This is a genomic window from Micromonospora sp. HK10, from assembly GCF_000982955.1.
In the GTDB taxonomy this organism is placed as follows: domain Bacteria; phylum Actinomycetota; class Actinomycetes; order Mycobacteriales; family Micromonosporaceae; genus Micromonospora.
In genome coordinates this window covers 1-24,151 of the sequence record NZ_KQ058676.1, presented here as the reverse complement: position 1 = coordinate 24,151, position 24,151 = coordinate 1, and the positions used below count along the sequence as shown (strand labels likewise).

At 74.1% G+C, this 24,151-nt stretch carries 17 protein-coding genes and 1 pseudogene; 4 read left to right on the top strand and 14 right to left on the bottom strand.

The annotated features are described in order from the left end of the window. Window positions 1–6: 6 nt before the first annotated feature. Entirely contained in the window at window positions 7–1,485 is a 1,479-nt protein-coding gene (locus LQ51_RS03175) for a glutamate--cysteine ligase family protein (protein ID WP_046563115.1), read from the bottom strand. Window positions 1,486–1,730: 245 nt separating this feature from the next. Continuing rightward, window positions 1,731–2,312, bottom strand: a complete 582-nt coding sequence (locus LQ51_RS03170) for a YceI family protein (protein WP_046563114.1) — start codon at window positions 2,310–2,312, stop codon at window positions 1,731–1,733. Between the two features lie 101 nt (window positions 2,313–2,413). Here LQ51_RS03170 and LQ51_RS03165 point away from each other — a divergent pair, with 101 nt between their 5' ends. Further along, complete coding sequence (locus LQ51_RS03165) at window positions 2,414–2,914, top strand: MarR family winged helix-turn-helix transcriptional regulator (protein WP_046563113.1); 501 nt, start codon at window positions 2,414–2,416, stop codon at window positions 2,912–2,914. Window positions 2,915–3,544: 630 nt separating this feature from the next. Here LQ51_RS03165 and LQ51_RS03160 read toward each other — a convergent pair. The 8 genes from LQ51_RS03160 to LQ51_RS03125 all read right to left on the bottom strand — a co-directional run bounded on the left by LQ51_RS03160 (window position 3,545) and on the right by LQ51_RS03125 (window position 17,169). After that, complete coding sequence (locus LQ51_RS03160) at window positions 3,545–6,148, bottom strand: ATP-binding protein (protein WP_046563134.1); 2,604 nt, start codon at window positions 6,146–6,148, stop codon at window positions 3,545–3,547. A 115-nt stretch (window positions 6,149–6,263) separates the two neighbouring features. Beyond that, window positions 6,264–7,418: an acyl-CoA dehydrogenase family protein gene (locus LQ51_RS03155; RefSeq protein ID WP_046563112.1), complete on the bottom strand. Its 1,155-nt coding sequence runs from the start codon at window positions 7,416–7,418 to the stop codon at window positions 6,264–6,266. 68 nt (window positions 7,419–7,486) lie between these two features. Then, window positions 7,487–9,019, bottom strand: a complete 1,533-nt coding sequence (locus tag LQ51_RS03150; RefSeq protein WP_046563111.1) for an acyl-CoA carboxylase subunit beta — start codon at window positions 9,017–9,019, stop codon at window positions 7,487–7,489. Between the two features lie 225 nt (window positions 9,020–9,244). Then, window positions 9,245–10,165: a hydroxymethylglutaryl-CoA lyase gene (locus LQ51_RS03145; protein WP_046563110.1), complete on the bottom strand. Its 921-nt coding sequence runs from the start codon at window positions 10,163–10,165 to the stop codon at window positions 9,245–9,247. A gap of 160 nt (window positions 10,166–10,325) precedes the next feature. Next, the gene (locus tag LQ51_RS03140; protein WP_046563109.1) at window positions 10,326–11,693 is read right to left on the bottom strand and encodes an acetyl-CoA carboxylase biotin carboxylase subunit; all 1,368 of its coding nucleotides are present in this window, start codon (window positions 11,691–11,693) and stop codon (window positions 10,326–10,328) included. Between the two features lie 94 nt (window positions 11,694–11,787). Beyond that, window positions 11,788–12,414, bottom strand: a complete 627-nt coding sequence (locus LQ51_RS03135; protein ID WP_046563108.1) for a TetR/AcrR family transcriptional regulator — start codon at window positions 12,412–12,414, stop codon at window positions 11,788–11,790. A gap of 76 nt (window positions 12,415–12,490) precedes the next feature. After that, a complete protein-coding gene (locus LQ51_RS03130) occupies window positions 12,491–15,379 on the bottom strand; it encodes a hypothetical protein (RefSeq protein WP_046563133.1) in 2,889 nt (962 codons plus the stop codon). Window positions 15,380–15,381: 2 nt separating this feature from the next. Beyond that, window positions 15,382–17,169 (bottom strand): HSP90 family protein, encoded by a 1,788-nt coding sequence (locus tag LQ51_RS03125; RefSeq protein ID WP_046563107.1) that lies wholly within the window; start codon window positions 17,167–17,169, stop codon window positions 15,382–15,384. A 194-nt stretch (window positions 17,170–17,363) separates the two neighbouring features. Here LQ51_RS03125 and LQ51_RS03120 point away from each other — a divergent pair, with 194 nt between their 5' ends. Then, window positions 17,364–18,689, top strand: a complete 1,326-nt coding sequence (locus LQ51_RS03120; protein ID WP_082159245.1) for an MFS transporter — start codon at window positions 17,364–17,366, stop codon at window positions 18,687–18,689. Here the strand turns inward: LQ51_RS03120 and LQ51_RS03115 are convergent. Then, window positions 18,574–19,770, bottom strand: a complete 1,197-nt coding sequence (locus LQ51_RS03115; protein ID WP_046563106.1) for an FAD-dependent monooxygenase — start codon at window positions 19,768–19,770, stop codon at window positions 18,574–18,576. The genes LQ51_RS03120 and LQ51_RS03115 overlap by 116 nt on opposite strands. 102 nt (window positions 19,771–19,872) lie before the next feature. On the opposite strand from LQ51_RS03115, the gene LQ51_RS03110 reads away from it, so the two are divergent. Beyond that, the gene (locus tag LQ51_RS03110) at window positions 19,873–20,448 is read left to right on the top strand and encodes a TetR/AcrR family transcriptional regulator (RefSeq protein ID WP_197087510.1); all 576 of its coding nucleotides are present in this window, start codon (window positions 19,873–19,875) and stop codon (window positions 20,446–20,448) included. 126 nt (window positions 20,449–20,574) lie between these two features. Here the strand turns inward: LQ51_RS03110 and LQ51_RS03105 are convergent, their stop codons facing one another. The 3 genes from LQ51_RS03105 to LQ51_RS03095 form a co-directional block, all read right to left on the bottom strand. Then, window positions 20,575–21,477: a sulfurtransferase gene (locus LQ51_RS03105; protein WP_046563131.1), complete on the bottom strand. Its 903-nt coding sequence runs from the start codon at window positions 21,475–21,477 to the stop codon at window positions 20,575–20,577. 270 nt (window positions 21,478–21,747) lie between these two features. Next, window positions 21,748–22,194, bottom strand: a complete 447-nt coding sequence (locus LQ51_RS03100) for an imidazolonepropionase-like domain-containing protein (protein ID WP_046563104.1) — start codon at window positions 22,192–22,194, stop codon at window positions 21,748–21,750. Window positions 22,195–22,197: 3 nt separating this feature from the next. Continuing rightward, entirely contained in the window at window positions 22,198–22,968 is a 771-nt protein-coding gene (locus LQ51_RS03095) for an SGNH/GDSL hydrolase family protein (RefSeq protein ID WP_046563103.1), read from the bottom strand. 274 nt (window positions 22,969–23,242) lie between these two features. On the opposite strand from LQ51_RS03095, the pseudogene LQ51_RS34335 reads away from it, so the two are divergent. Further along, window positions 23,243–24,151, top strand: a pseudogene (locus LQ51_RS34335) (hypothetical protein); the annotation flags it as partial.

Here is a 24,151-nt window from a genome sequence, read left to right as displayed (position 1 = left end):
GGGCGGTCAGTCGACCGGCCAGGTGTGCACCGGCTCGTTGCTGCGCTGGAGTTCGGCGTACCGGGTCAGCATGTGGTGCAGCGCGGCGTCCCGGTCCATGCCCCGGTGCCGCTCGGCCGCCCAGACCGCCTCCGTCTGCCAGACCGCCCCGTTGCGGCCGGTACGGCAGCGCTGCTCGATGACATCGAGCAGGCGGTCCCGCTCGGCCGGGGCGACACCGAACCGGTCCAGGCCCAGCGCGGCCGTGGGCAGCAGCACGTCGAGCACGAGCTTGGTCACCGGCACCTCGCCGAGGCGGGGCCAGTGCAGCACGGCGTCCATGCCGCGCCGGGCGGCGGCGTGGAAGTTCTCCTCGGCCGAGGAGAAGGTGAGCTGGCTCCAGATGGGCCGGTCCGCCTCGGCGAGGCCACGGGCCAGCCCGAAGTAGAAGGCCGCGTTGGCCAGCATGTCCACCACGGTCGGCCCGGCGGGCAGCACCCGGTTCTCCACGCGCAGGTGTGGCCGGCCGTTCATGATGTCGTAGACCGGCCGGTTCCAGCGGTAGACCGTGCCGTTGTGCAGCCGCAACTCGGCCAGCTCCGGTACGCCTCCGGCGTGCAGCACCTCCACCGGGTCCTCGTCCTCGACGATCGGCAGCAGCGGCGGGAAGTAGCGGACGTTCTCCTCGAAGAGGTCGAAGATCGAGGTGATCCACCGCTCCCCGAACCACACCCGGGGCCGTACGCCCTGGGCCTTGAGCTCGTCCGGGCGGGTGTCGGTGGCCTGCTCGAAGAGGGCGATCCTGGTCTCCGCCCAGAGTTGCCGGCCGTAGAGGAAGGGCGAGTTGGCCCCGATCGCCACCTGCACCCCGGCGATGGCCTGGGACGCGTTCCAGTAGTCGGCGAAGCTGTCCGGCGCGACCTGGAGGTGGAACTGGAGGCTGGTGCAGGCGGCCTCCGGGGCGATCGAGTCGTTGTGCGTCCGGAGCCGTTCGACGCCCCGGATGTCCAGCTCGATGTGCTCGCCCCGGGCACCGACGATCTGGTCGTTGAGCACCCGGTAGCGCTCGTTGGTGGAGAGGTTGTCGGCGACCAGGTGGCGCTCGGTGAGGGTGGGCAGGATGCCGACCATCACGATCTTGGCGTCGGACTTGGCGGCGCGCTCGTCGGCGCGGCTGAGGCTGCTGCGCAGGTCCTGCTCGTAGTCGGCGAAGCCGTTGCCCTCGATCAGCCGGGGTGAGGCGTTCAGCTCGAGGTTGAACTGGCCCAGCTCGGTCTGGAAGAGCGGGTCGGCGATGTCGGCGAGGATCTGGTCGTTGCGCATGGCCGGTTCGGCCGCGGAGTCGACCAGGTTCAGCTCGATCTCCAGCCCGGTCATCGGGCGGTCGGCGTCGAAGCCGAAATCGTCCAGCATCAGCGCGAAGACGTCCAGGCACCGCCGGACCTTCTGCCGGTAGCGGACCCGATCCTCCCGGGAGAAGGCGCCCTGCTCGACGTCTCTGCCCATATGTCCTCCCGGCGCCGGTGCGACGGAACCGTACCGTTCCGCAACGCATTGTGAACCATTCACGTTGAGTCCGTAAGTGCGCCCGGACCGGCGAACACCGGTGGGCGCAGGTCTGGACTCCTACCCAGCCGCCACCCGCCCCACCACCTGGCAACCAGCGAACAACACGTGACAATTCGCACCTGAAGACGAACGGGCCCGCGCCGTCGGGTGACGGCGCGGGCCCGTTCGGGTGTACGGAGGGGTCAGGCCTGGCGGATGGCCTCGCCCTCGATCTCGATCTTGATCTTCCGGCCGACCAGGACGCCGCCGGTCTCCAGCGCGACGTTCCAGGTGAGGCCGAACTCCTCACGGTCGATCTCGGTCGACGCGGAGAAGCCGAAGATGTCCTGCCCGAAGGGGCTGCGGCCGACGCCCTCGAAGTCGACCTCCAGGTCGACCGGGCGGGTGACGCCACGGATGGTCAGCTCGCCGGAGAGGACGAACTCGTTGCCGTCCCGGGACTTCACGCCGGTGCTGCGGAACTCCAGGGTCGGGAACTGCTCGACGTCGAGGAACTCGGGGCTACGCAGGTGCGCGTCCCGGTCCGCCTGGGCGGTGTTGATGCTGGCGGCCTGGATGGTGGCGGTCACCGAGGACTGCAGGGGGTCCTCGCCGACGGTGATGGTGGCGGTGGCGTCGGCGAACTCACCGCGTACCTTGCTGACCATCATGTGCCGCGCGACGAACCCGACGCGCTTGTGGGCGACGTCCAGCAGGTAGGTGCCGGCGGCGGGGATGGTGAGGCCCTCCCAGTCGCGGGTAACGGCTTCGGTGCTGCTGGTCATGGTGCGGTCCTCCAGGGGAGATGGTTTAGTAGGCCAACGACTGACTAAGCAACTATAGGCATGGCAATATTCCATCTGTCAAGTACTGCTAGGATGGCTTCGTGGACCAGAACGTCTTCGACGACCCGCGGATCACCGCCATCGGCCTGCTCTTCGAGGCGACCGCCGGGCTGTCGGCCCGGTTCAGCGCCCAGTTCGAGGAGCACGGCCTCTCGGCGGTCGAGTTCGAGGTGCTGATGCGGCTCACCCGCTCACCGGGTCACCAGCTCCGGATGACCGACCTGGCGGCACAGACCTCCCTGTCCACCAGCGGGGTGACCCGGGTGGTCGACCGGATGGAACGCGACGGGCTGCTCCGCCGCCGGGCCTGCCCGTCCGACCGGCGCAGCTCGTACGCGGTGGTCACCGCCGCAGGACTGGCCCGGCTGGACCAGACCCTGCCCGGGCACGTGCAGATCATCGAGCAGTGGTTCACCGGCCAGCTCGACCCGGCCGCGCTGGACGCCCTGCTCGACGGGCTGCGGCAGGTCCGCGACGCGGTGCACCCCGGTGCCACCGCGGGCAGCACCGACCCCCTCCCGGCCGGCGCCGGCGACTGCTGACGCCGCGCCTCCGCCGGGGTGCCCGCCAACCAGTCCGCCGGCGACTGCTGACGCCATGCCTCCGCCGGGGTGCCCGCCAACCGGGCCGCGCCGCCAGTGACATCCGGGCCACCCCGCCGGGCCGCGAGCGCCACCTCCACGGCCGCGCCGGCGGTCCGGCCTGTTCGCCACCCACGGGCGGCGGTCCGGCCTGTTCGCCCACGGGCGGCCGTCCGGCCTGTTCGCCACTGGCGGCGCGTCGGAAGGTGCGAGCGGCGTACCCGCCGGTCACCGGCAGAACCACCGGCAGAACCGGCACAGCTTCGCCGCAAATGCTGTCAAAATCGCCCGAAAAACGTCGACGTCCTGGCTACGCTTCCCACGAGCGGGGGAGCACCGGGGGGTGCTGGCGCGAGCGATGAGCGAGGGGCAACATCAGGGGGCTACTTCGCTCGCGCCACCCCCGCTCCCTCCCGTGGTGGCCCTCCCGCCCGGGCAGCTCCGCCACGATCCAGGAGCCCCGCCCGGGCAGCTCCGCCACGGTCCAGGAACCCCGCCCGGGCAGCTTCGCCCACCGTCCTGGAACCCCGCCCGGCAGCTTCGCCCACCGTCCTGGAACCCGTACCGGACCACCCGCTGGCCCAGCCGGCGTCAGGCGCGGGGCCGGGCGGCCACCAGTGCGTAGAGCAGCTCCTCCTCCCGGGTGACCAAGCTCACCCCGGTCAACCGGCGGGCCCGGTCCAGCCGCTCCAGCACCGCCACGTCCGCCGTGGTCGCCGCGAGACCCACCAGCGCCTCGACCGCGTCGCGCCGGTCCCGCGCCCCGGCAGCGCCCTCCGCGGCTGCGGCGAACCACTCGGCGGCCGCCTCCCGATCACCCCGGTGCAGCGCCAGGTGCCCCTCGATCAACGCGCAGACCGCGTCCTCCGGGCGCCGGGAGCGGCCCGCCCCGGCACCGGCCGGGTCGCCGACCGGCCCGCGCTGCGCCGGCGCCACCCGGAACGGGCGCAGTTCCGCCACCACCGCCAACGCCTCGTCGGCGCGTCCCGACTCGGCCAGGGCCAGCCCCACCGTGCCGAGCGCCCGCCGCCGGTGTCCCGGATCACCCAGCTCCGCCAGCGCCGCCGCCGCCCGGCGCCCCTGCGCCACGGCATCGACGTACCGGCCCTCCAGCCGGGTCACCTCGGCGAGGTCGGCCCGGACCAGCACCCGGAGCCGCTGCTCGCCGCACTCGCTGGCCAGCCGGTCCACCGTGGCCAACCGGCGCCGCGCCCCGGCCAGGTCCCCCACCCGGAGGTCGTGCCAGGTCAGATGGTGGTGGGCGACCGCCATCTCACGTATCCGGCCGTGCCGGGTGGCCAGGTCGAGCACGGCCTCGCCCTGCGCCCGGGCCTCGTCGTACGCCCCGGCCGCGAGCAGCAGGGTGCAGAGCACCGAACGGGCGGACAGCTCGCCGGTCACCTCGCCCTCCGCCTGGAAGATGGCCAGCGCCGCGCGCGCCACGGGCAGCTCCTCCAGCTCGGCGGCGTGCTCGGCGGCCAGCCGTGCCGCCCCGGTCATCGCCCAGGCGCGCAGCAGCGGACGGGCGTCGGCGGTCCGCGGGTCGGCCAGCAGCCGGCGCAGCCAGCGACGGCCGGAGACGTCCCGCCCGCGCAGCCGCCACCAGCGGGGCAGCGCCGCCGCCAGCCGCAGCGCGGTCAGCGGATCGTGCTCGGCGGCGTGCCCGAGCGCGGCGATGATGTCGCTGGTCACCTCGTCGAGCCGGCGTACCGTGCCGGTGAGGTCGGCGCCGACCAGCTCGGGCGCGGTCCGCAGCACCAGCCCGGTGATCACCAGCGCGTGCCGGCGGCGGATCGCGGCCAGCTCGCCCTCGCCGGCCGCCTGCTCGGTGGCGAAGTCACGGACCGCGTCGAGGAGGCGGAACCGGAACGGCCCGGTGCCCCGGACGCTGAGCAGGCCGAGTTCGCGCAGCCGGTCGAGGAGCGGCAGGGCGTCCTGCCGCGGGCCGCCGTCGGTCAGCAGCTCCTCGCCCAGCTCCACCGACCACCGGTTACGGAACGCGGCGAGCCGGCGCAGCGCCGAGCGTTCCTCCGGCGCGAGCAGCCGGTAGCTGGTCGCCACCGCCTCGCGCAGCGTCACCGGTTCCGCCGCCCCGGTGACCGGCTCCCAGTCGGGGCGGCCACCGGTGGCCAGGTCGAGGACGCGGTCGCCGTACCGGTCGAGCAGCTCGGTGACGTCGAGGATCCGGCCCCGGGCGGCCATCAGCTCGATGGCCAGCGGCAGGCCACCGAGCCGGCGGACCAGTGCGGCGAGTGCCGGCAGCTCGGCCGGGGTCGGCGGCTCCGGACGGGCCTGGGCCAGCCGGGCGACGAAGAGCGCCGCGGCCGGCCACCGGGCCAGCTCGGCCGGGTCGGTGGGGGTCACCCCGGGCGGGGGTACGTCCAGCGGCGCGACGGGGCGGACCAGCTCGCCGGGGAGGCCGGCCGGACGGCGGCCGGTGACCAGCACCCGCAGCGTCGGCGCGGCGGCGACCAGCACGCGCAACGCCTCGGCGACCGCCTCGGGTGCCCGTTCGACCGCGTCCACCAGCAGCAGCGCCGGTCGGTCGGCGAGCCGGCAGGCGAGGTCGGCCGGCCGGTTGACGCCGAGCACCGCGAGCGCGGCGGCGAGCACGTCGCCCGCGTCGGAACCCTCGCCGACCAGCACCCCGGCAACGCCGCCCGGATGCTCGGCGGCCATCGCGTACGCGACGGTGAGTGCGAGCGCGCTCTTGCCGACCCCGGCCAGCCCCACCAGGCTCACCACGGCACGGTCCGCGGCGAGCAGGGCGGCCACCTCGGCGACGTCCCGATCCCGGCCGATCAGGGTGACCGGTTGGGGCAGCGCGATCGGCGTACCGGTGCCGGTGGTCGTGGTGCCGGTGACGGCGAGCTGCCGGGCGGCCGGGACCGACGCGGCGGGGGCGTCGGGGTCGCCGGCCAGGTCGGGCCCGGCGGTCCGCGCCGGCCGGGCCGCGGCCAGGACGGCCTGCCGGGCGTCGCCGGTCAGGCCGAGCGCGTCGGCGAGCAGATCGATGGTGGTGCGCTGGGGTCGGGCCGAGCGCCCCCGCTCCAGATCGCGGACGGTACGCACCCCGATGCCCGCCCGGGCGGCCAGCTCCGCCTGGGTGAGGCCGGCGGCCAGCCGGTACCCGCGCAGCAGTTCGGACAACCGGAGGCGACCATCCGGGTGCAAACGATCATGACCGGGCGTCATGGTCACGAAGAGTACGGATCGGGTGCGACCGTCCACAGCCCATCGTCGGCCAGCCGACCGTCGGCCGCCGATATCCGACACGCGGCCGGACCCGTCCCGGGTCCGGCCGGCATGCTCAGATGCCCAGGTCCCGAGCGATGATCATGCGTTGCACCTCGCTGGTGCCCTCGCCGATCTCCAGGATCTTCGAGTCCCGCCAGAACCGGGCCACCGGGTACTCGTTCATGAAGCCGTAGCCGCCGTGGATCTGGGTGGCCTCGCGGGCGTTGTCCACCGCGATGGTGCTGGCGTGCAGCTTGGCGATCGCCGCCTGCCGCTTGAACGGCTCGCCGGCCAGCATCCGGGCGGCCGCGTCGTAGTAGGCCAGCCGGGCGGTGTGCGCCTTCAGCTCCATGTCGGCGATCTTGAACTGGATCGCCTGGTAGTTGCCGATCGGCTGGCCGAACGCCTCGCGTTCCTTGGCGTACTTGACCGACTCGTCGACGCAGCCCTGGGCGAGACCGACGGCGAGGGCCGCAATGGCGATCCGCCCCTCGTCGAGGATGCGCAGGAACTGGGCGAAGCCCCGACCGCGCTGACCGAGCAGGTTCGCCGCCGGCACCCGGCAGTCGTCGAAGGTCAGCTCGTGGGTGTCCGAGGCGGTCCAGCCGACCTTGGAGTAGCCGGGCGCCACCGTGAAACCCGGGGTGCCGGACGGGACGATGATGGTGGACAGCTCCTTGCTGCCGTCCGGCTTCGTCCCGGTCACCGCGGTGACGGTGACCAGCGCCGTGATGTCGGTGCCGGAGTTCGTGATGAACGCCTTCGAGCCGTTGATCACCCACTCGTTGGTCGCCTCGTCCAGCACCGCCCGGGTCTGCGTGCCGGCCGCGTCGGAGCCGGTGCCCGGCTCGGTCAACCCGAAGCCGGCCAGGGCCTCACCGCTGAGCAGCTTCGGCAGCCACTGGGCCCGCTGCTCGTCCGTGCCGAACCGGTAGATCGGCATCGCGCCGAGGGAGACCGCCGCCTCCAGGGTGATCGCCACGCTGGAGTCGACCCGGGCCAACTCCTCCAGGGCCAGGCAGAGCGCGAAGTAGTCGCCGCCCATGCCGCCGTGCTCCTCCGGGAAGGGGAGCCCGAACAGGCCCATCTTGCCCATCTGGCGGACGATCTCGTACGGGAAGGTGTGCTGCTCGTAGTGCTCGGCGATGGCCGGTGCGACCACCTCACGGGCGAAGTCCCGCACGCTGGACCGCAGCGCCTCTTGTTCCTCGCTGAGCCGGAAGTCCATCTGCTCCTCCTGGGTAGCTGGTCCGCCCGGCGCTCGTGACGCCCGGCCGGATCGTGCTGCGGGGTCGGTCAGACCGGGGTGACGCCGTGCCGGCGCCGGGAGAAGTGCCGCTCCTTGCCGCGGGCCGCGGCGAACCGGCGGACCAGCTCGGCACGCAACTCGTGCGGCTCGACGATCGCGTCGACCACCAGCTCGCTGGCGAGCCGGACGATGTCGATGTCCCGCTCGTACTCCTCGCGCTTCGCGGCCACGAACGCGGCCCGCTCGGCCTCGTCCTCGATCGCGGCGATCTTGTTGGCGTAGACCGCGTTGACCGCCGCCTCCGCGCCCATCACCGCGATCTTCGCGGTGGGCAGCGCGATCGTGGCGTCCGGCTCGAAGCCGGGGCCGGCCATCGCGTAGAGGCCGGCGCCGTACGCCTTGCGGACCACCACACAGATCTTGGGTACGGTCGCCTCGGAGATCGCCGTGATCATCTTGGCGCCGTGCCGGATGATGCCCTGCTTCTCCACCGCGCTGCCGACCATGAAGCCGGGCACGTCGGACAGGAAGAGCAGCGGCACGTTGAACGCGTCGCAGAGCTGGACGAACCGGGTCGCCTTGTCGGCCGAGTCGACGAAGAGCACCCCGCCCTTGAACATCGAGTTGTTGCCGACCACGCCGACGACCTCGCCGTTCAGCCGGCCGAAGCCGATGGTCAGCTCCTTGGCCCAGAGCGCCTGGATCTCGAAGAAGCTGCCGTCGTCGAGCAGGCCCTTGACGTACCGGCGCATGTCGAAGGCCTGCCGCTCGCTGGCCGGGACCAGCGCGGCCAGGTCGGCCTTCTCCGGCGCGCCCACCGCCTCGGCGGCCGGCGGGTCCTGCTTCCAGTTCGACGGCAGGTACGACAGGTACGTCCGTACCACGTCGAGCGCGTCGTTCTCGGTCTTGCAGAGGAAGTGGCCCACCCCGGACTCGGCGCAGTGCACCTTGGCCCCGCCCATGGCCTCCAGCGTGGTCTTCTCGCCGGTGACCATCTCGACCATCCGGTCCGAGCCGAGGTACATGCTGGCGTTGCCCTCGACCATCGCGACCACGTCGCAGAACGCCGGGATGTACGCCCCGCCCGCCGCGCTGGGCCCGAAGAGGGCGCAGACCTGCGGGATCGAGCCGGAGGCACGGACCTGGTTCCAGAAGATCTTGCCGGCCCCGCGCCGCCCCGGGAACAGGTCGACCTGGTCGGTGATCCGGGCGCCGGCCGAGTCGACCAGGTAGACCATCGGCACGCCGGTGGAGTACGCCCGCTCGATGATCCGGATGATCTTCTCGACGGTCCGCGCGCCCCAACTGCCGGCCTTGACCGTGGAATCGTTGGCCATCAGGCAGACCGGGCGGCCGTCGATGGTGGCGGTGCCGGTGACCACGCCGTCGGCGGGCAGCCCGTCGGCCAGCGCGTTGGCGTAGAGGCCGTCCTCGACGAAGGAGCCCTCGTCGACCAGGTACGCCACCCGCTCGCGGGCGAAGAGCTTGCCCTTGGCGGCGTTCGCCGCGTGGTACTTGTCCGCACCGCCGGCCTTGGCGCGCTTGCGCAGCTGCTCCAGGGCCTCACCGTCGAGCGTCACGCCGACTCCCTCGCCACCGGCCGCCTCACGAGCGGACCGACCACCTGAACGATCGTTAGGCTAGCGCATCCGGCCCACCACCGGCGACCCCACCGGCGGCCAGCCCCCGAGGGCATCGACCACCACCACCGCCCCCGCCCGCGCGCACCCGGCGGCGTCGTCGACCAAGGGGTTTGCGTCTCGCCGAGCCCGGATCCAGACGCAAACCCCTTGATCAACGCAGCGCTAGGCGGGGAGGGGGGTCAGGCGGGTGCGGGGGCCGGCGCGGAGGACGCCGGAGGGGAGTGTCCGGCCGATGAGGCGCTCGGCCAGTTCGGCGGCCTCGATCAGGGCGGCCAGGTCGATGCCGGTGTCGATGCCCATGTCGTGCAGCATGTGCACGGCCTCCTCGGTGGCCAGGTTGCCGCTGGCGCCGGGGGCATAGGGGCAGCCGCCGAGGCCACCGACGCTGGCGTCGAACTCGGTGATGCCCAGTTCCATCGCGGTGAGCATGTTCGCCAGGGCGGTGCCCCGGGTGTTGTGGAAGTGCAACAGCACCGGGATCTGGGCATTCCGGTCCCGGACCGCGGTGATCAGCTCGCGGACCCGCCGGGGCGTACCCATGCCGGTGGTGTCGCCGAAGGCGATCCGGTCCGCCCCGTCCCGGACCACCCGGTCGACGATGCCGGCCACCCGCTGCGGGTCGACGTCCCCCTCGTATGGGCAGCCGAAGCTGGTCGCCACGATCACCTCGGCCCGGGCGCCCGCGCCGTGCAGCAGGTCGATCAGCTCGGCGATGTCGTCCAATGACTCCTCGGTCGACCGGTTGACGTTGCGCCGGTTGTGCGTGTCGCTGGCCGAGACCACCACCTCGATCTCGGTGAACCCGGCCGCCAGCGCCCGCTGCGCGCCCCGGGTGTTCGGGACCAGGGCCGAGTAGCGCACCCCGCCGGCCTTCGTGGCCCGCTGCCACACCTCGTCGGCGTCGGCCATCTGCGGGATCGCCTTCGGGTGCACGAACGAGACCGCCTCGATCCGCCGCACGCCGGTACGGGACAACGCGTCGAGCAGCCGCACCTTGGCGTCGGTGGCGATCGGCTCCTCGTTCTGGAGCCCGTCGCGCGGCCCGACCTCCCGGATGGACACGAAGTCCGGCAGTTCCGCCATAAGGGGTCACCTCACTGTGACGGTTTTGGGTGTTGGTTCCTCCAGCATCCCACCCGGCCCCGCGCCCCGGTGACCATGAAGTTGACGACCGGGTCTGCCCGTTTCGTCGCCGCCAACTCCATGATCAACCACAGCGCTCCGCGGCCGGGTGGGGGCGGGGTCAGCGCATGCGGGAGACGATGGCGGTGTCGTAGTCACCGGAGAGGAACTCCGGGTTCTCCAGCAGCTCGGCGAAGAACGGGAGGTTGTTCTTCGGGCCGGCGATCTCGAACTGGGCCACCGCGGCGCGGGCGCGCTCCACCGCCTCCTCGCGGGTCGCCCCGCTGACGATCAGCTTGGCCATCAGGCTGTCGTAGAACGGGGTGACGGTGTTGCCGGCGACGTACCCGGAGTCGACCCGGACACCCCCGCCGGAGGGCTCGTTCCAGGTGGTGATCGCGCCCGGGCCGGGCAGGAAACGCTTCGGGTCCTCCGCGTTGATCCGCAGCTCGATGGCGTGCCCGCGCGGGGCGAGCGCGTCCGGGTCGAAGGTCGGGGCCAGGCCGGCGGCCACCCGCAACTGCTCCTCGACCAGGTCGACGCCGTAGACGTACTCGGTGACCGGGTGCTCGACCTGGAGGCGGGTGTTCATCTCCAGGAAGAAGAACTCCTCGGTACCGGGACCATCGCCCGCAACGTCCCGCTGACGCGGCACCAACAGGCACTCCACCGTGCCGGCGTTGCGGTAGCCGACCGCCTCGCCGGCCCGGACCGCCGCCGCCAGGAGACGCTCGCGCAGTTCCGGGGAGACCGCCGGGGACGGGGACTCCTCGACCAGCTTCTGGTTGCGGCGCTGCACCGAGCACTCGCGTTCGCCGAGGGCCACCACCCGGCCGTCGGCCAGGCCGAGGATCTGCACCTCGACGTGGCGTACCCGGGGGAAGTAACGCTCGATCAGCACCGAGCCGTCGCCGAACATCCGCTCGGCGAACGAGCGGACCTTGTCGTACTCGGTGCCGAGCGCCGCCTCGTCGGCGGCCACCCCCATCCCCATGCCACCACCGCCGGCCGCGGCCTTGACCATCACCGGGTAGCCGATCTCCGCGGCGGCGGCGACCGCCGCCGCCAGGTCCGCCGCCGGCTCGGTGGTACCCGGTGCCACCGGCACCCCGGCCGCGGCCATCAGGTTCCGCGCATTGATCTTGTCGCCCATCGCGCTGATCGCGTCCGCGCCGGGCCCGACCCAGACCAACCCACCGGCCTGGACGGTACGGGCGAACTCCGCGTTCTCCGACAGGAAGCCGTAGCCGGGGTGGATCGCCTGGGCACCCGTCGACCTCGCGGCGTCGAGGATCGCCTCGACGTTGCGGTAGCTGAGCGCCGGATTGGCCGGGCCGACGCAGACGGCCTCGTCGGCCTCGGTCACGAACGGCAGGCCGGCGTCGGCCTCCGAGTGCACCGCGATCGCGCGGATCCCGAGCTTCCGCGCGGTACGGATGATCCGGCGCGCGATCTCGCCCCGGTTGGCCACCAACAGCGACTCGAACAAGGCAGGGTCCCCTCTCACGCTTCTTGCATAGCAGGGGCCTCTTCTTAGCACGCGGACGGCGCGCGCGCTTAACGGGCGTTAAGGCGCGCTACGATCAGGCGGGGTCCGTCGGGGCGAGCAGCGCGGCCAGCGTCGCCGCCCGCAGCAGCTCGGCACGGCGCCGACGGTCCACCTCGCCGCCGAGGAACGGCGTGGAGTTCATCAGGCCGAACGCGGCGTGGGCGAGCACCCGCGCCTCGCCGTCCGGCAGCCCCGGGTGCAGCGCGGTCAGCACGGTCACCCACTCCTCGACGTACATCCGCTGGAGCCGGCGGATCCGGCGGCGCGGCTCGTCCGGGAGCCGATCCAACTCGTGCAGGTGCAGGGCGATCACGGCAGGATTGGCCAACGCGAAGTCGACGTGGAAGTCGATCAGCGACTCCAGCGTGCCGCGCGGGTCGTCCGGGTGGTGCGCGACCCGCTCCTTGCCACCGGCGAGCAGGCCCTCGCTGACCGGGATCAGCGCGGCGACCAGCATCGCCTCCTTGCCGGCGAAGTGGTGGTAGAGCGCCGGCCCGGTCACCCCGGCGGCCGCGCCGATGTCGTCCATCGACACGCCGTGGTAGCCGCGGGCCGCGAAGAGCCCAACCGCGATCTCCAGGATCTCGTCGCGCCGGGACCGACGCCGGCTCGCACCCGTCGCGCCGCTCGCCGCGCCCCGCGCCTGCTGTTCCACCGCCACCGGGCCAGCCTAGACCTCACCCACGGCAAGGTGGAGCCTTGGTTACCCGTCGGTCGCCTCACATCACGTCGGGCAGTCAGTTCTCCTCGATGCCGTGTTCGGCGCGGATCTTCGCCGCGTCGGCGGGACGGCCAAGGTCGTCCAGGGCCCGGGCCAGCAGCCACGCGGCCTGGGCGGCCGGGCGGGAACCGGCGGGCAGCCCGCCCAGCACCTGGCGCAGCAGCCGCTCCGCGTCGGCGGGCCGCTCGGTGCGGAGCAGCAACTCCCCCGTGAAGACCTCCACCTGGGCCGCCTCGCCGAACGCCTCGATCGACCGGAGCCGGTCCGGCAACCCGCCGACCCGATCGAGCGCGGCGGTCAACCGGTCCTCGGCCGCCAGCACCCGGGCCACCGCGTCAGCGGCCATCGCCCGCTCGTACGTCACCACGGGCGGCTCGTCGGACCTGGCGGCGCCGTGGCCATCGCGGTCGACCCCGCCGCCACCGTCGGGCCGGGCGTCGAGCGCCGCCGCGGCAGCGTCGACGACCTCGACCGCGGCGGCTGCCGCCGGCAGGTCACCGGACCAGTGCAGGGCGAGCAGTTCCCGCCGCCGGGCCCGCAGCTCATCCACGGGGTGCCCGGCCAGCCGGTACGCGGACGCCGCCGCCGCGAACCGCTGCGCGGCCACGGCGTCCCGGTCGGCCTCGTAGAGGATCCCGCCGGCCTCCTCCAGCACCTGGGCGCGGTGCGGGAGGTTGTCCGGCCCGTCCAGGTTCTCCGCGAGCTGGGCGAGCAGCGCGAGCGCGGCGTCGATCTCGCCGAGCGCCTGGTAGATGCCGGCCAGCAGGTGCCGGCACCGGTCGGCCTCGGCCTGCGCGCCATCCCGGTCCAACCCGAGCACCGCCTCCTCGGCCACCTCGGCGGCCTCGCCCAGCCGCCCGGCCGCGCGGTAGGCGTCCGCCAGTTCCCAGCGCAGCAGCGCGTCCCCCGGCAGGCCCTGCTCGACGCAGAGGGTGACCGCCTCGGCGAGGTCGTCCACCGCCTCGCCGGCCCGGTCGGCGGCGAGCAGTGCCCGGCCCCGGGTCACCCGGACCGGCAGCCGTACGCCGGGCGGGGCGGACGCCAGCGCCTCGTCGCAGGCCGTGACGGCCTCGGCCGGGTCGTCCACCGATCGGGCGTACGCCAGGCAGGCGGCGGCCAGCAGTTCGCCGTCGCCCAGCTCGCGGACGAGTTCCCGGGCCTGCGCCGCGGCGTCCCGGAACTCGTCGGCCCGGGCCAGCTGCTCCAACACGTGGGTGCGGTGCAGCGCGACCCGGCCGGCCAGCCACGGGTCGACGTCGGCCTCGGCGGCGGCCCGGTCGAGCGCGTCGAGCGCCTCCGCCCACTGCCCGCGGTGCACGTACGCCAGCGCCAACCGGTCCTGGGCGGCGGCGCGTTCCCGCTGGTCACCATGGGCGGCCAGCTGCTCGGCCGACTCCCGCGTCAAGGCCAGCCCTTCGGCCGCGCCCTCGTCGGTGGTGCAGAGCAGGGCACCCAACCGGCCCGCCACCACCTGCGCCCGGATCGGGTCCGGCACCGCCCGCCAGGCGGCCAAGGCGGCCCGGTTCGCCTCGATGGCCGCCGCGACCTCGTCGTCGCCCTCGTTCAGCTCACCGGCGCGCAGCTCCAGTCGCCAGGCGCGGGTGGCCGGGGGCAGGTCGGCGTCGGCGTACCGCTCGTCGTAGGCGCGCAGCGCGGCGACCAGCCCGTCGCGCCGGTGCCGCCGCCAGTAGTCGTCGGCCAGGGCCAGCAGCTCGTCCGGGCCGGCCTGCGCCGGCACGCTGACCGGGGTCGGCGCGGTCGGGGCCGAGCCACCGGTACGCGGGGCGGGCACCGGCCGGCGGCGCACGCTGGCCGAGAGCGGCAGGTGCGGGCCGGCCGGCGCGGCGGCGAGCCGCCGGGCGATCAGCTCCGACTGGTGCCGGGTGCCGTTCCGGGCGTCGAAGCGCTCGGCCAGCGCGGTGGCCGTGCCGGCCAGCTCGTCGGCGAGCGCGCCCACCGGCACGTCCGCGGCGGGCCGGTCGCCGGCCGCCCGGCGGTGCACGGCCAGCTCGCCCGGCACCTGGCGCAGCGCCGCCGTGGCGGCCGCCGCGAAGTGCATGGCGGCGGCCGGCGTGGGCGCCCGGTCCAGCCAGTCGAGATGCCGTTCGACCAGCTCCAGGGCGCGTGCCTCGTTACCGGTGACGGTGCAGAACTCGACGTGGTCGGCGATCTCCCACAGGTCGGACAGGCGCCCGCGCAGCCGCCGGTACGCCTCCCGGTGCGCGTCCCGCGCGGCGTCGGCCCGGCCGGTCTCCCGGTAGGGGGTGAGCAGTGTGGTGAGGATCGCCTGCGGCTGTTCGGTGCAGCTCAGCCGGCCGGCGAGCACCGGCTCGGCCAGCGCCACCGCCTCCTCGTGCCGGCCCACCCCGGCCAGGTATTCCACCTGCGTGGTGGGGTCGCAGCCGGCGCAGTCGGAGAGCGCGTCCCGGGGCGTGGTCAGCCAGCGGCGGTACCACTGGGCCGCCTCCTCCTCGGCACCCAGGTGCGCGGCGACCAGGTAGCGGTGCTTGTGCACGGCCTGGAGGCTGTGCCCGGACTCCCGGTAGCGCCGCTCCATGTCGTCGAGCACCGCGTAGGTGCGGTCCAGCGGCAGCTCCGGGAACTTCAGCATGGCGGTGACCATGTACTTGAAGAACCAGAACAGCTGGTGGGTGTAGCGCTCGTGGTAGGGCTGCGGGTCGCGGTCGTACTCGCCCAGGCACCAGGAGAAGGTGACGAACGATTTGGCCGGCTCGCCGCCGTAGACGTACGCGGTGGTGCCGATGATCCGGGCGGCGAACGCCAGGTGCCGGTCGTCGCCGGCGTCGGCCCGGCGGAGCAGCTGCTCCAGCGCGGCGATCTGCCCCGGCCCGTACGGCATCTTGTCGATGTCGTAGAGCACCCGCCAGAGGTCGTCGTCGGTCACGGTCACTCCTGTCCCGGTACGGCCCGGCCGAGCAGGCCGAGGAAGGAACTGTTCAGCAGGGCGGCGTCGGCCGCGCGGATCGGGTGGTGGCCGAGCAGCAGGGCCTGACCGTAGAGCGCCTCGACGGCGAGCCCGACCAGCTCCGGGTCGGTCAGCGTGGTGACCCGGCGGACCAGCGGATTGCGGTGGTTGAGCACCAGTTGGGGCCGGTCCGGCGGGGCGGTGGCGGCCAGCGCGTCGAGCACCCCGCCCCACAGCTCGTCGGCCTTGTCGCGGCTGGCGGCGAGCTGGTCGTGGAAGGCGGCCGAGCGGGAGACCAGGTAGAGCGCGGGCAGCGAAACCGGATCGTACGCCCGGACCACCACCTCGCAGCCGAGCCGCTCCAGGGCCCGCTGCGCCCCGGCGAGGAACGGCCGCAGGGCCAGCTCGGTGGCCGGGTCGAGGGTGTCGAAGCGGGTGGTGAGGTCGCTCGGCTCCAGCCGTTCGATGAGCACCGACCGGTCCACCGTGGGCAGCCGCTCGATCAGCTCGGTGTCGTACGTGTAGCCGCCGTTGACCACGGCCAGGTCCTGCGCCGCCGCCACGGCGGCGAGCTGGCGGAACTCGTCGAGGCTGGCGGCGTAGCGGAGCAGACCGTGCCGCTGGCGGAACTCGGCCAGCGTGAGGGTGCCGACGTTGGTCTCCATCGGCCACCACTGGTCGACCAGGCGGAGCATCTCGTCGTCGTGCAGGGCGAGCGCCTTGACGCCCAGGTGGTGCACCTGGAGGAACTCGGCGAGCCGGCGCGGGTCGTGCGTGGCCAGCCGGACCAGCCAGCCGCGGATCTGGTCGCCGAGGGCGTCCCGGGTGGCGATGAGCAGGCTGTCCTCGTAGAGCGCCTCGCGGCTGGCGGTGGGGCGCAGCTCGCTGGCGTCGACCACGCAGTGGGCGAAGAACGCCCAGTCGGGCAGGAGCGCGTCGGCGTGTTCGGTGAGCAGCATCCGCTTGAGGTAGACCCGGTGCCCGGGCCGGGCGGCCGGGTTCACCGCGGTGGGCAGGATGAACGCCACCCCGGTCAGCCCCGCCTCGGGCACCGCCAGCGGCACCACGTCGAACGGGACGAAGCCGAGGACGTCCCGCGCGTACCGGATCAGGGCGGGCCGGTCGACGGGCCGGCCGGGGGCGGTCGGCCAGGGCGGTGGGCCGGTGGTGGTGGGAGTGTCGCCGACCCGGACCTCGACCGGCAGCAGGCTGCCGTAGAGGCGGGCCAGCTCGGTCACCGTGGGCGTCCCGAACCACTGGTCCGCGTCGCGCCGGGGCACCAGGGTCACCGTGGTGCCGGGCTCGTCGCGGGCCTGTCCGGGGGCGGCGACCTCGACCGCGTACCGCCCGTCGGACCAGCCGGTCCAGCGCACGGTGGGCCGGTCGGCGTGCCGGGTGAGCACCCGGATCTCGTCGGCCACCAGGAAGCAGGAGAGCAGCCCGATGCCGAACTGGCCGAGGAACTCGTGGCGGGAGAAGCCCAGCTCGTCGCGTTTGGAGCTGCGGCCGATGGTGGCCAGCAGCTCGTGCACCTGGGCCTCGGTGAGGCCGACGCCGCTGTCGTGCACCCGCAGCGTGCCGTCGCCGGTCAGCTCGGGCGGCTCGATCCGGACCCGGGCCGGGGCGTCCGGCTCGGTGGCCCGACGGGCGGTGATCGCGTCGACGGCGTTCTGCAGCAGCTCCCGGACGTACACCCGGGGGCTGCCGTAGAGGTGGTGACTGAGCAGGTCGACCACACCCCGGAGGTCGACCTGGAAGGTCCGGTCCAATCGTGCTCCCGCTCGGGTTACCTGGCCTGGGGAATCGTGCGGTGCCGGGGCTGCGCGAGCCGGTGTACGGAGCGTGGGCGTCAGCGGAGCCGTCGGCGGGGAGCTCTCACCGTACCGGCCGGGGCCGACGGCGTCCGTCCCCGTCGAGTCCCCGGTTGACCCTCGACCCGGTGCAGGCTCCAGGGTCGGTCGGCATGACCACCTTCGTGCTCGGCCGGGACTACCGGCTGCTCTGGTCCGCCGCGGTCGCCTCCCGATTCGGCGACGCCCTGCGTACGCCGGCCCTGGCCCTGCTGGCCGCGGCGCTGACCCGCGATGCCCGGGCGATCGCCGCGGTGACCGTGGCCGGTCAGCTCCCGCCGCTGCTGTTCGGGCTGCTCGGCGGCGCGTACGCGGACCGCTGGGACCGCCGCCGGACGATGGCGGTGGTGGACGGCGCCCGGGCGGTGCTGGTGGCCGCCCTGGCGGTGCTGGTGGGCACCGGGCGGGCCGGGATCGCCGTGCTGGCGGCGGTCGCCTTCCTGCTGGCCGCGTTCGGCACGCTCTTCGACGCCGCCTCGTTCGCGCTGCTGCCGTCGCTGGTGCCGCCCGCCGCCCTGCCCACCGCCAACGGTCGCCTCCAGGCCGGTACGGCGGTGGCCGGCGGTTTCCTGGGCGCCCCCCTCGCCGGCCTCCTCTTCGCCCTCGCGGCGGCCCTTCCCTTCACGGTCGACGCCCTCACCTTCGCCCTGGCCGCCCTCCCCACCCTCGCCCTGACTCCGCTGCGTCGATCTTGCACTTGTGGTGGGGACGAAGCAGAAGAAAAGGGGCGTATACCCAACCACAACTGCAAGATCGCGGCAGGCGGGGCGAGGGCGAGGGTGGGGGTGTGGGAGGGGGTGCGGTGGGTGCGGGGGGATCGGGTGTTGTGGACGGTGACGGGGGCGACCGCGGGGTCGAACCTGGCGATCAGTGGGCTGATGGCGGTGATGGTGCTGTACGCGCTCGAGGTGCTGCGGGTGCCGGCGAGCGGGTACGGGCTGTTCATGGCCGGGGTGGTGCTGGGCGGGCTGGCGGGTGCGCTGGCCGCCGGGCGGCTGGCGGCGCGGCTCGGCACCCTCCCGGCGCTGCGCGGGGTGCTGCTGGCGCAGACCGTGGCGTTGACCGGGTTCGCGGCGGCCCGGCACCCGCTGGCCGGGGGCGCCGCGCTGGCCTGCTTCGCCGCCGGCACCACGGTGTGGAACAGCCTCTGGGCCGCCTACGGGCAGCGGCACGTGCCGCCGGAACTGCTCGGCCGGGTGGGTGCGGCCCAGCGGGTGGTCGGCCTGGCCAGCGCGCCGGTGGGCGCGGCGCTCGCCGGGTTCGCCGGCCAGGCGTACGGGGTGGCTCCGGTGGGTTGGGCGGCGGCCGGCGTCTTCCTCCTGGTCACCGCCGGGACGTGGCGGACGCTGGGCGGGTCGGGAAGGCCGCCGGGCGGTCCGGCTCGAAACCGGCCAGCCGGACGGCGAGCCGCTGCCGGGCCGGCGGCAGCAGCGAGGTAGCCCGGAGCAGCAGGTTGCGCAGCGGTCGTGCGGCGGCCGGCACGGTGGTGAGCCGGGTGAGCCCGTCGGCGAAGCCGAGCACCTCCTCGGCGAGCGGCCGGCGGGCGGCGGCGTACCCGTCGAGCACGGTCGCGGGCTGGCCGGCGAGCACCGCGGCGAGCGCGTCGCCGAGGGCCACCGCGTCGCGGAGGCCGAGGTTCATGCCCTGCCCGCCGGCCGGGCTGTGCACGTGGGCGGCATCGCCGGCGAGCAACACCGGCCCGGACCGGTACGCCCCGGCGATCCGGTGGTGGACCCGGAACCGGGAGGTCCAGAGCAGCTCGGTGATCCGGTCCGGCCGGCGGGCCGGCCCCCGCTCGTCGAGCAGCGCCTGGAACCGGGCGCGGTCCGGTTCGCGGGGCGCGTCGGGCACCGCGGCGACCAGCCGGACCACCCCGTCCGGCAGCGGCGCCCAGACCAGCGGCCCCTGCCGGGCCAGGAAGAGCGCGGTCTGGTCGCGGGGCAGCACGCTCTCCACCCGGGCGTCGGCGAGTAGGAACGACTCGCCCGGGTCGGCCACCCCGCCGAAGTCGATGCCGGCCAGTTCGCGGACGCTGCTGTGCATGCCGTCCGCGCCGACCACCCAGCGGGCCCGGATCTCCGCACCGTCGGCGAAGCGGGCGGTGGCGCCGGCACCGTCGAGGGCAAGGCCGGTCAGCGCGTACGGCCGGAGCACCCGGCCGCCGAGCGCGGCCAGCCGGTCCGCGAGCACCGCCTCGGTGTCCGCCTGGGACACCATGAGCGCGTACGGGTAGCGGGACGGCAACCGGTCGAAGGGGATGTTGAGCAGCACCCGGTCGCGGTCCCGGACGGTGAACCGGGTGGCCGGTAGGCCGCGGCTGACGAGCGGGGCGGCGGCCCCGATCCGGTCGAGCACCTCCAGGGTGCCGGCGTGCACGACGGCGGCCCGGGAGGTGACCGGCGGGGTGGCGAGCCGGTCGACCACGGTGGCGGTCATTCCGTGCCGGGCCAGGGTCACGGCCACGGCCAGGCCGGTCGGGCCGGCTCCCACCACGAGGACGTCGGTGCGCTCGGGCAGCATGCCCCACCTCCGGTATGCCAACGACTGTTTGCCAACACCCGTTGACAACGGTAGCCACGCGCTACCTTCGATGTCAACGCTTGTTGGCCTACAGTTGTGGGCATGACCGACACGGCACCTCGCGCCCGCCGCTCCGACGCCACCCGCGCGGCCATCCTGCGCGCCGCCCGGGAACGCTTCGCCGCCGACGGCTACGAGCGGGCCACCATCCGGGCCATCGCCGCCGACGCCCGGATCGACCCGTCCATGGTGATGCGCTACTACGGCAGCAAGGAGGGCCTCTTCGCGGCCGCCGCCGAGTTCGACCTGCGCCTACCGGACCTCGGCACGGTGCCGCCCGACCGGCTCGGCGAGACGCTCGCCCGGCACTTCGTGCGCCGCTGGGAGGGGGACGAAACGCTCGCCGCCCTGCTCCGCGCCGCCAGCACCAACCCGGCCGCGGCCGAGCGGATGCGCGGCGTCTTCGCCGAGCAGCTCGCCGCCGAGGTGGCCCGGTTCGGCACCGACCCGGCGACCACCGCGCGCCGGGCCGGACTGGTCGCCAGCCAGGTCCTCGGCCTCGCCTTCACCCGCTACATCGTCGGCCTGCCACCGGTGGTCGAGATGGCCGGCGACGAGCTGGTGGCCTGGGTCGCGCCGACCCTCCAGCGCTATCTCACCGGCCCCGCGCCGGCCTGACCGGCGGCCACCGCCCAGCGGGCCAGGCCGGCCCGGTCCACGGGCGGGCCCGAAACGCGGCAGGTCGTGGTGTCCCGGCTCGGGAACACCACGACCTGCCGCAAACCGCGCCCAGGCGCCGCCGGATCAGCCGGTCAGACCGCCCGGCTGGTCGCCCTTGGCGACGGGCGCCCGGACCAGGTTGCCCCACTCGGTCCACGAACCGTCGTAGTTGCGCACCCGGGGATAGCCCAGCAGGTGGTGCAGCACGAACCAGGTGTGGCTGGACCGCTCGCCGATCCGGCAGTAGGCCACCACGTCGTCCGACGGGCTCAGCCCGAGCTGGTCGGTGTAGATGGCCCGCAGCTCCTCGGCGGACTTGAAGGTGCCGTCGTCGTTCGCGGCCGCCTTCCACGGCTTGTTCACCGCGCCGGGGATGTGCCCGCCGCGCAGCGCGCCCTCCTGCGGGTACGCCGGCATGTGCAGCATCTCGCCGGTGTACTCACCCGGCGAGCGGACGTCCACCAGCGGCCGACCGGCCGCCACGTGCGCCATCACCTGCTCGCGGTACGCCCGGACCGGCGCGTCGTCCCGCTCCGGCACCGGGTAGTCGGCGCGCGGCCGGTCCGGCTTCTCCTTGGTCAGCTCGCGCCCCTCGGCGATCCACTTCTGCCGGCCGCCGTCCAGCAGCCGCACGTCGGGGTGCCCGAAGAGGGTGAAGACCCAGAGGGCGTACGCGGCCCACCAGTTGAAGTTGTCGCCGTAGAAGACCACCGTGTCGGTGCGGCTGATGCCCTTCGCCGCGCAGAGTTCGGCGAAGCTCTGCGCGTCCAGGTAGTCCCGGGTGACCTGGTCGTTCAGCTCGGTGTGCCAGTCGACCTTGACGGCGCCGGGGATGTGGCCGGTGTCGTAGAGGAGCACGTCCTCGTCGGACTCGACCACCACGAGGCCCTCGTCGCCCAGGTGCTCGGCCAGCCACTCCGTGGTGACCAGGCGCTGCGGATCGGCGTACGACTGGAGGTGTGGATTCGGATCGCTCGGCACAGGCATGATCCCCAAGGTACGCCGGATCACCGGACCGCGACCGGCCATCCCGAATCGCGCGCAGCGGATGTGCCGGGTCACACGTGACAGTGGTGAACCGTCGACCACAGAGGATCGCGATGACCGTACGGCACGATCCAGATCCTTTACCGCAACGTACGGCTGCTCAGCAGCGGCCGAGGTGCCGATCGCACCTGGACCGCGTTCTCCTGACGGCCAGCCATCGGGGCCTGGCCCTACCGGCCGGGCTCGTACCGGTCGCGTCGCCGGTGACGGTCAGGCGCGGCGGTGCACCAGCCGTCCGGCGACCACCGTGGCCAGGCAGGAGCCGTCGGCGGCGAACACCGCCAGGTCGGCCCGCCCGCCGACCACCAACGCCGGCGGGCGGGCGCTGGCGAGCACCGCCACCTCGTTGCGGGCGGCGGCGGCCCGCAGCGCCGGGTCGGTGACCTGGTCCGCGAGCACCGCGGCGGCGCCCCGCCGGAACAGGGCGTGCACCCGCTCGCGCGGGGTGGGGGCCGGCGGCAGCGGCCCGTCGTGCACCAGCGCCGGCCCGAGCACGCCGGCCCACCGGCGCACCCGCACCCCCGGGTACGCCCCGGTCAGCTCGTCCAGCGGCGCGACGGCCTCGACCCGGTCGCCGCTCACCAGCACGGCGTGGCCCGGCCGCGGCTCGTCGTCGACGGTGAGCCGCAGCAGGTCCGCGGCGTGCAGGGTCCGCACCGGTCAGTCGAGGGTGATCGGCCCGAGCACGGGCCGCTTGGCGGTGACCAGGTCACCGGAGGAGCGGCCGGTGAGCCGGCGCTTGATCCAGGGGGCCAGGTGCTGCCCGGCCCAGCGCAGGTCGGCGGCCCGGGCGGCCAGCCACGGGGTCGGCGCGGGATGCGGGGGCACCATCAGCCACTCCTCGTCGCAGCCCACCCCGAGCGCGGCGAGCACCTGCCCGGCCACCCGCCGGTGCCCGGCCGCCGACAGGTGCAGCCGGTCGGTGCTCCAGAGCATCGGGTTGAGGTAGGTGTCGTCGGCGTACAGGTCGACCAGGATCGCGCCGTGCCGCTCGGCGACCTCGCCGACCACCCGGTTGAGCAGACCGACCCGGGGGGCGACCAGCCGCTGCCCGGGAAGCCGGGCCATCACGTCGGCGAACCGGAAGAGGACCACGTCGGCGCCGCCGGACCGCAACTGGGCGATCACCGAGTCGAAGCGGGGCACGAACGAATCCGCGTCGAAGGTGCGCCGGAGCACGTCGTTGCCGCCGGCCGCGAAGCTGATCAGGTCCGGCTTCATGGCCAGCGCGGCCGGCACCTGCTCGGCCGCGATGTTGGGGAAGAGCCGGCCGCGGATGGCCAGGTTGGCGTACCCGAAGTCGGGGCCGGCCTCGGCGGCGAGCCGGGTGGCCACCAGGTCGGCCCAACCCCGGTAGGTGCCGTCCGGATAGGCGTCGTCCATGCCCTCGGTGAAGCTGTCCCCCACCGCCACGAAGCTGCGCCAGCGCACTGCGCCTCCCTCAGACCGACCCGGCAGAGCTGCGTCGTTCAGTCTGTCACCGCGCCCGGTGGCAGCGCTGCACCCCCCGGACCAGACGTGGCGGAGGTCATCGGCGGCAACCGTGACGGAGACGACAGCCGGTCTTTGGGACAAAAGGCGCGACCGATCGGTACGGGGCTGAATCGTGCCGACCGAGCGTGAATGATGTTGCCGGTCATCCGGTCCGGCGGCGGGGACGCCCGCCGCGGCGGGCTGGTCATCGAGACGGCGCAGACGAGGAACCATGACCCAGGGACACCCCGCCCCAGCCCCGCCCCCCGGCCAGCCGCCCGTCCCCGGCTACGGGCCGCCGGCCGGGCACCCCGGCCAGCCGCTGCCCGGTCCGTACCAAGGCGTGCCCGGCTCCGGCCCCCCGGCCCAGCCCGTTCCCTACCCGGGCGCGCCGGGGCAGCCGGGCTTCCCGCCGGCGGGACAGCCGCCTTTCCATCCGGGCACGCCGGGGCAGCCGGGCTTCCCGCCGGCGTACCCGCCGCAGCCACCGCCGGCGCCGAAGTCCCGCCGCGGGCTGTGGATCGGGGTCGGCGTCGGGGTGCTGGCCCTGACCCTCTGCGCCGGCACGGCGGTCGGGGTGGGCGTCGGGCTCACCCGGCGCGGCGAGGAGCCGACGAAGGCCGCCGCCGGGGCGAACGGCGTCACCGTCACCCAGCAGGAGCTGAACGAGCTGCTCAACCGGCACAGCAAGGCGCTCGCCGACAAGGACCTGAAGGGGTACCTGGCCCCGTTCGACCCGGCCCGCAAGGACCTCGTCGCCAGCCAGACCGCGCTCTTCAAGAACCTGGGCAAGCTGCCGCTGGCGGTCGCCCGCTACGGCACGGTCGCCCAACAGGGCCGGACCAGCGACAGCTTCGGCCGGGGGGTCACCTTCCAGCTCGACGTCTCCTTCGTGCACCAGTTCGACGGGTACGACCTGACCCCGGTCGCCGAGTGGTACCGCTGGACCGTCGTCAAGGAGAACCGGGACGCCCCGCTGAAGGTCACCGCGGTCACCGGCGCACCGGCCGCGAACGGCAGCTCGAAGACCGTCTACTACCCGGGCCCGTGGGACAAGTGGCGCGACATCCACGTCGAGCGGACCGCACACACGCTGGTCATCACCGACGCCGCAATGGCCTCGGCGGCCACCCGGTACGCC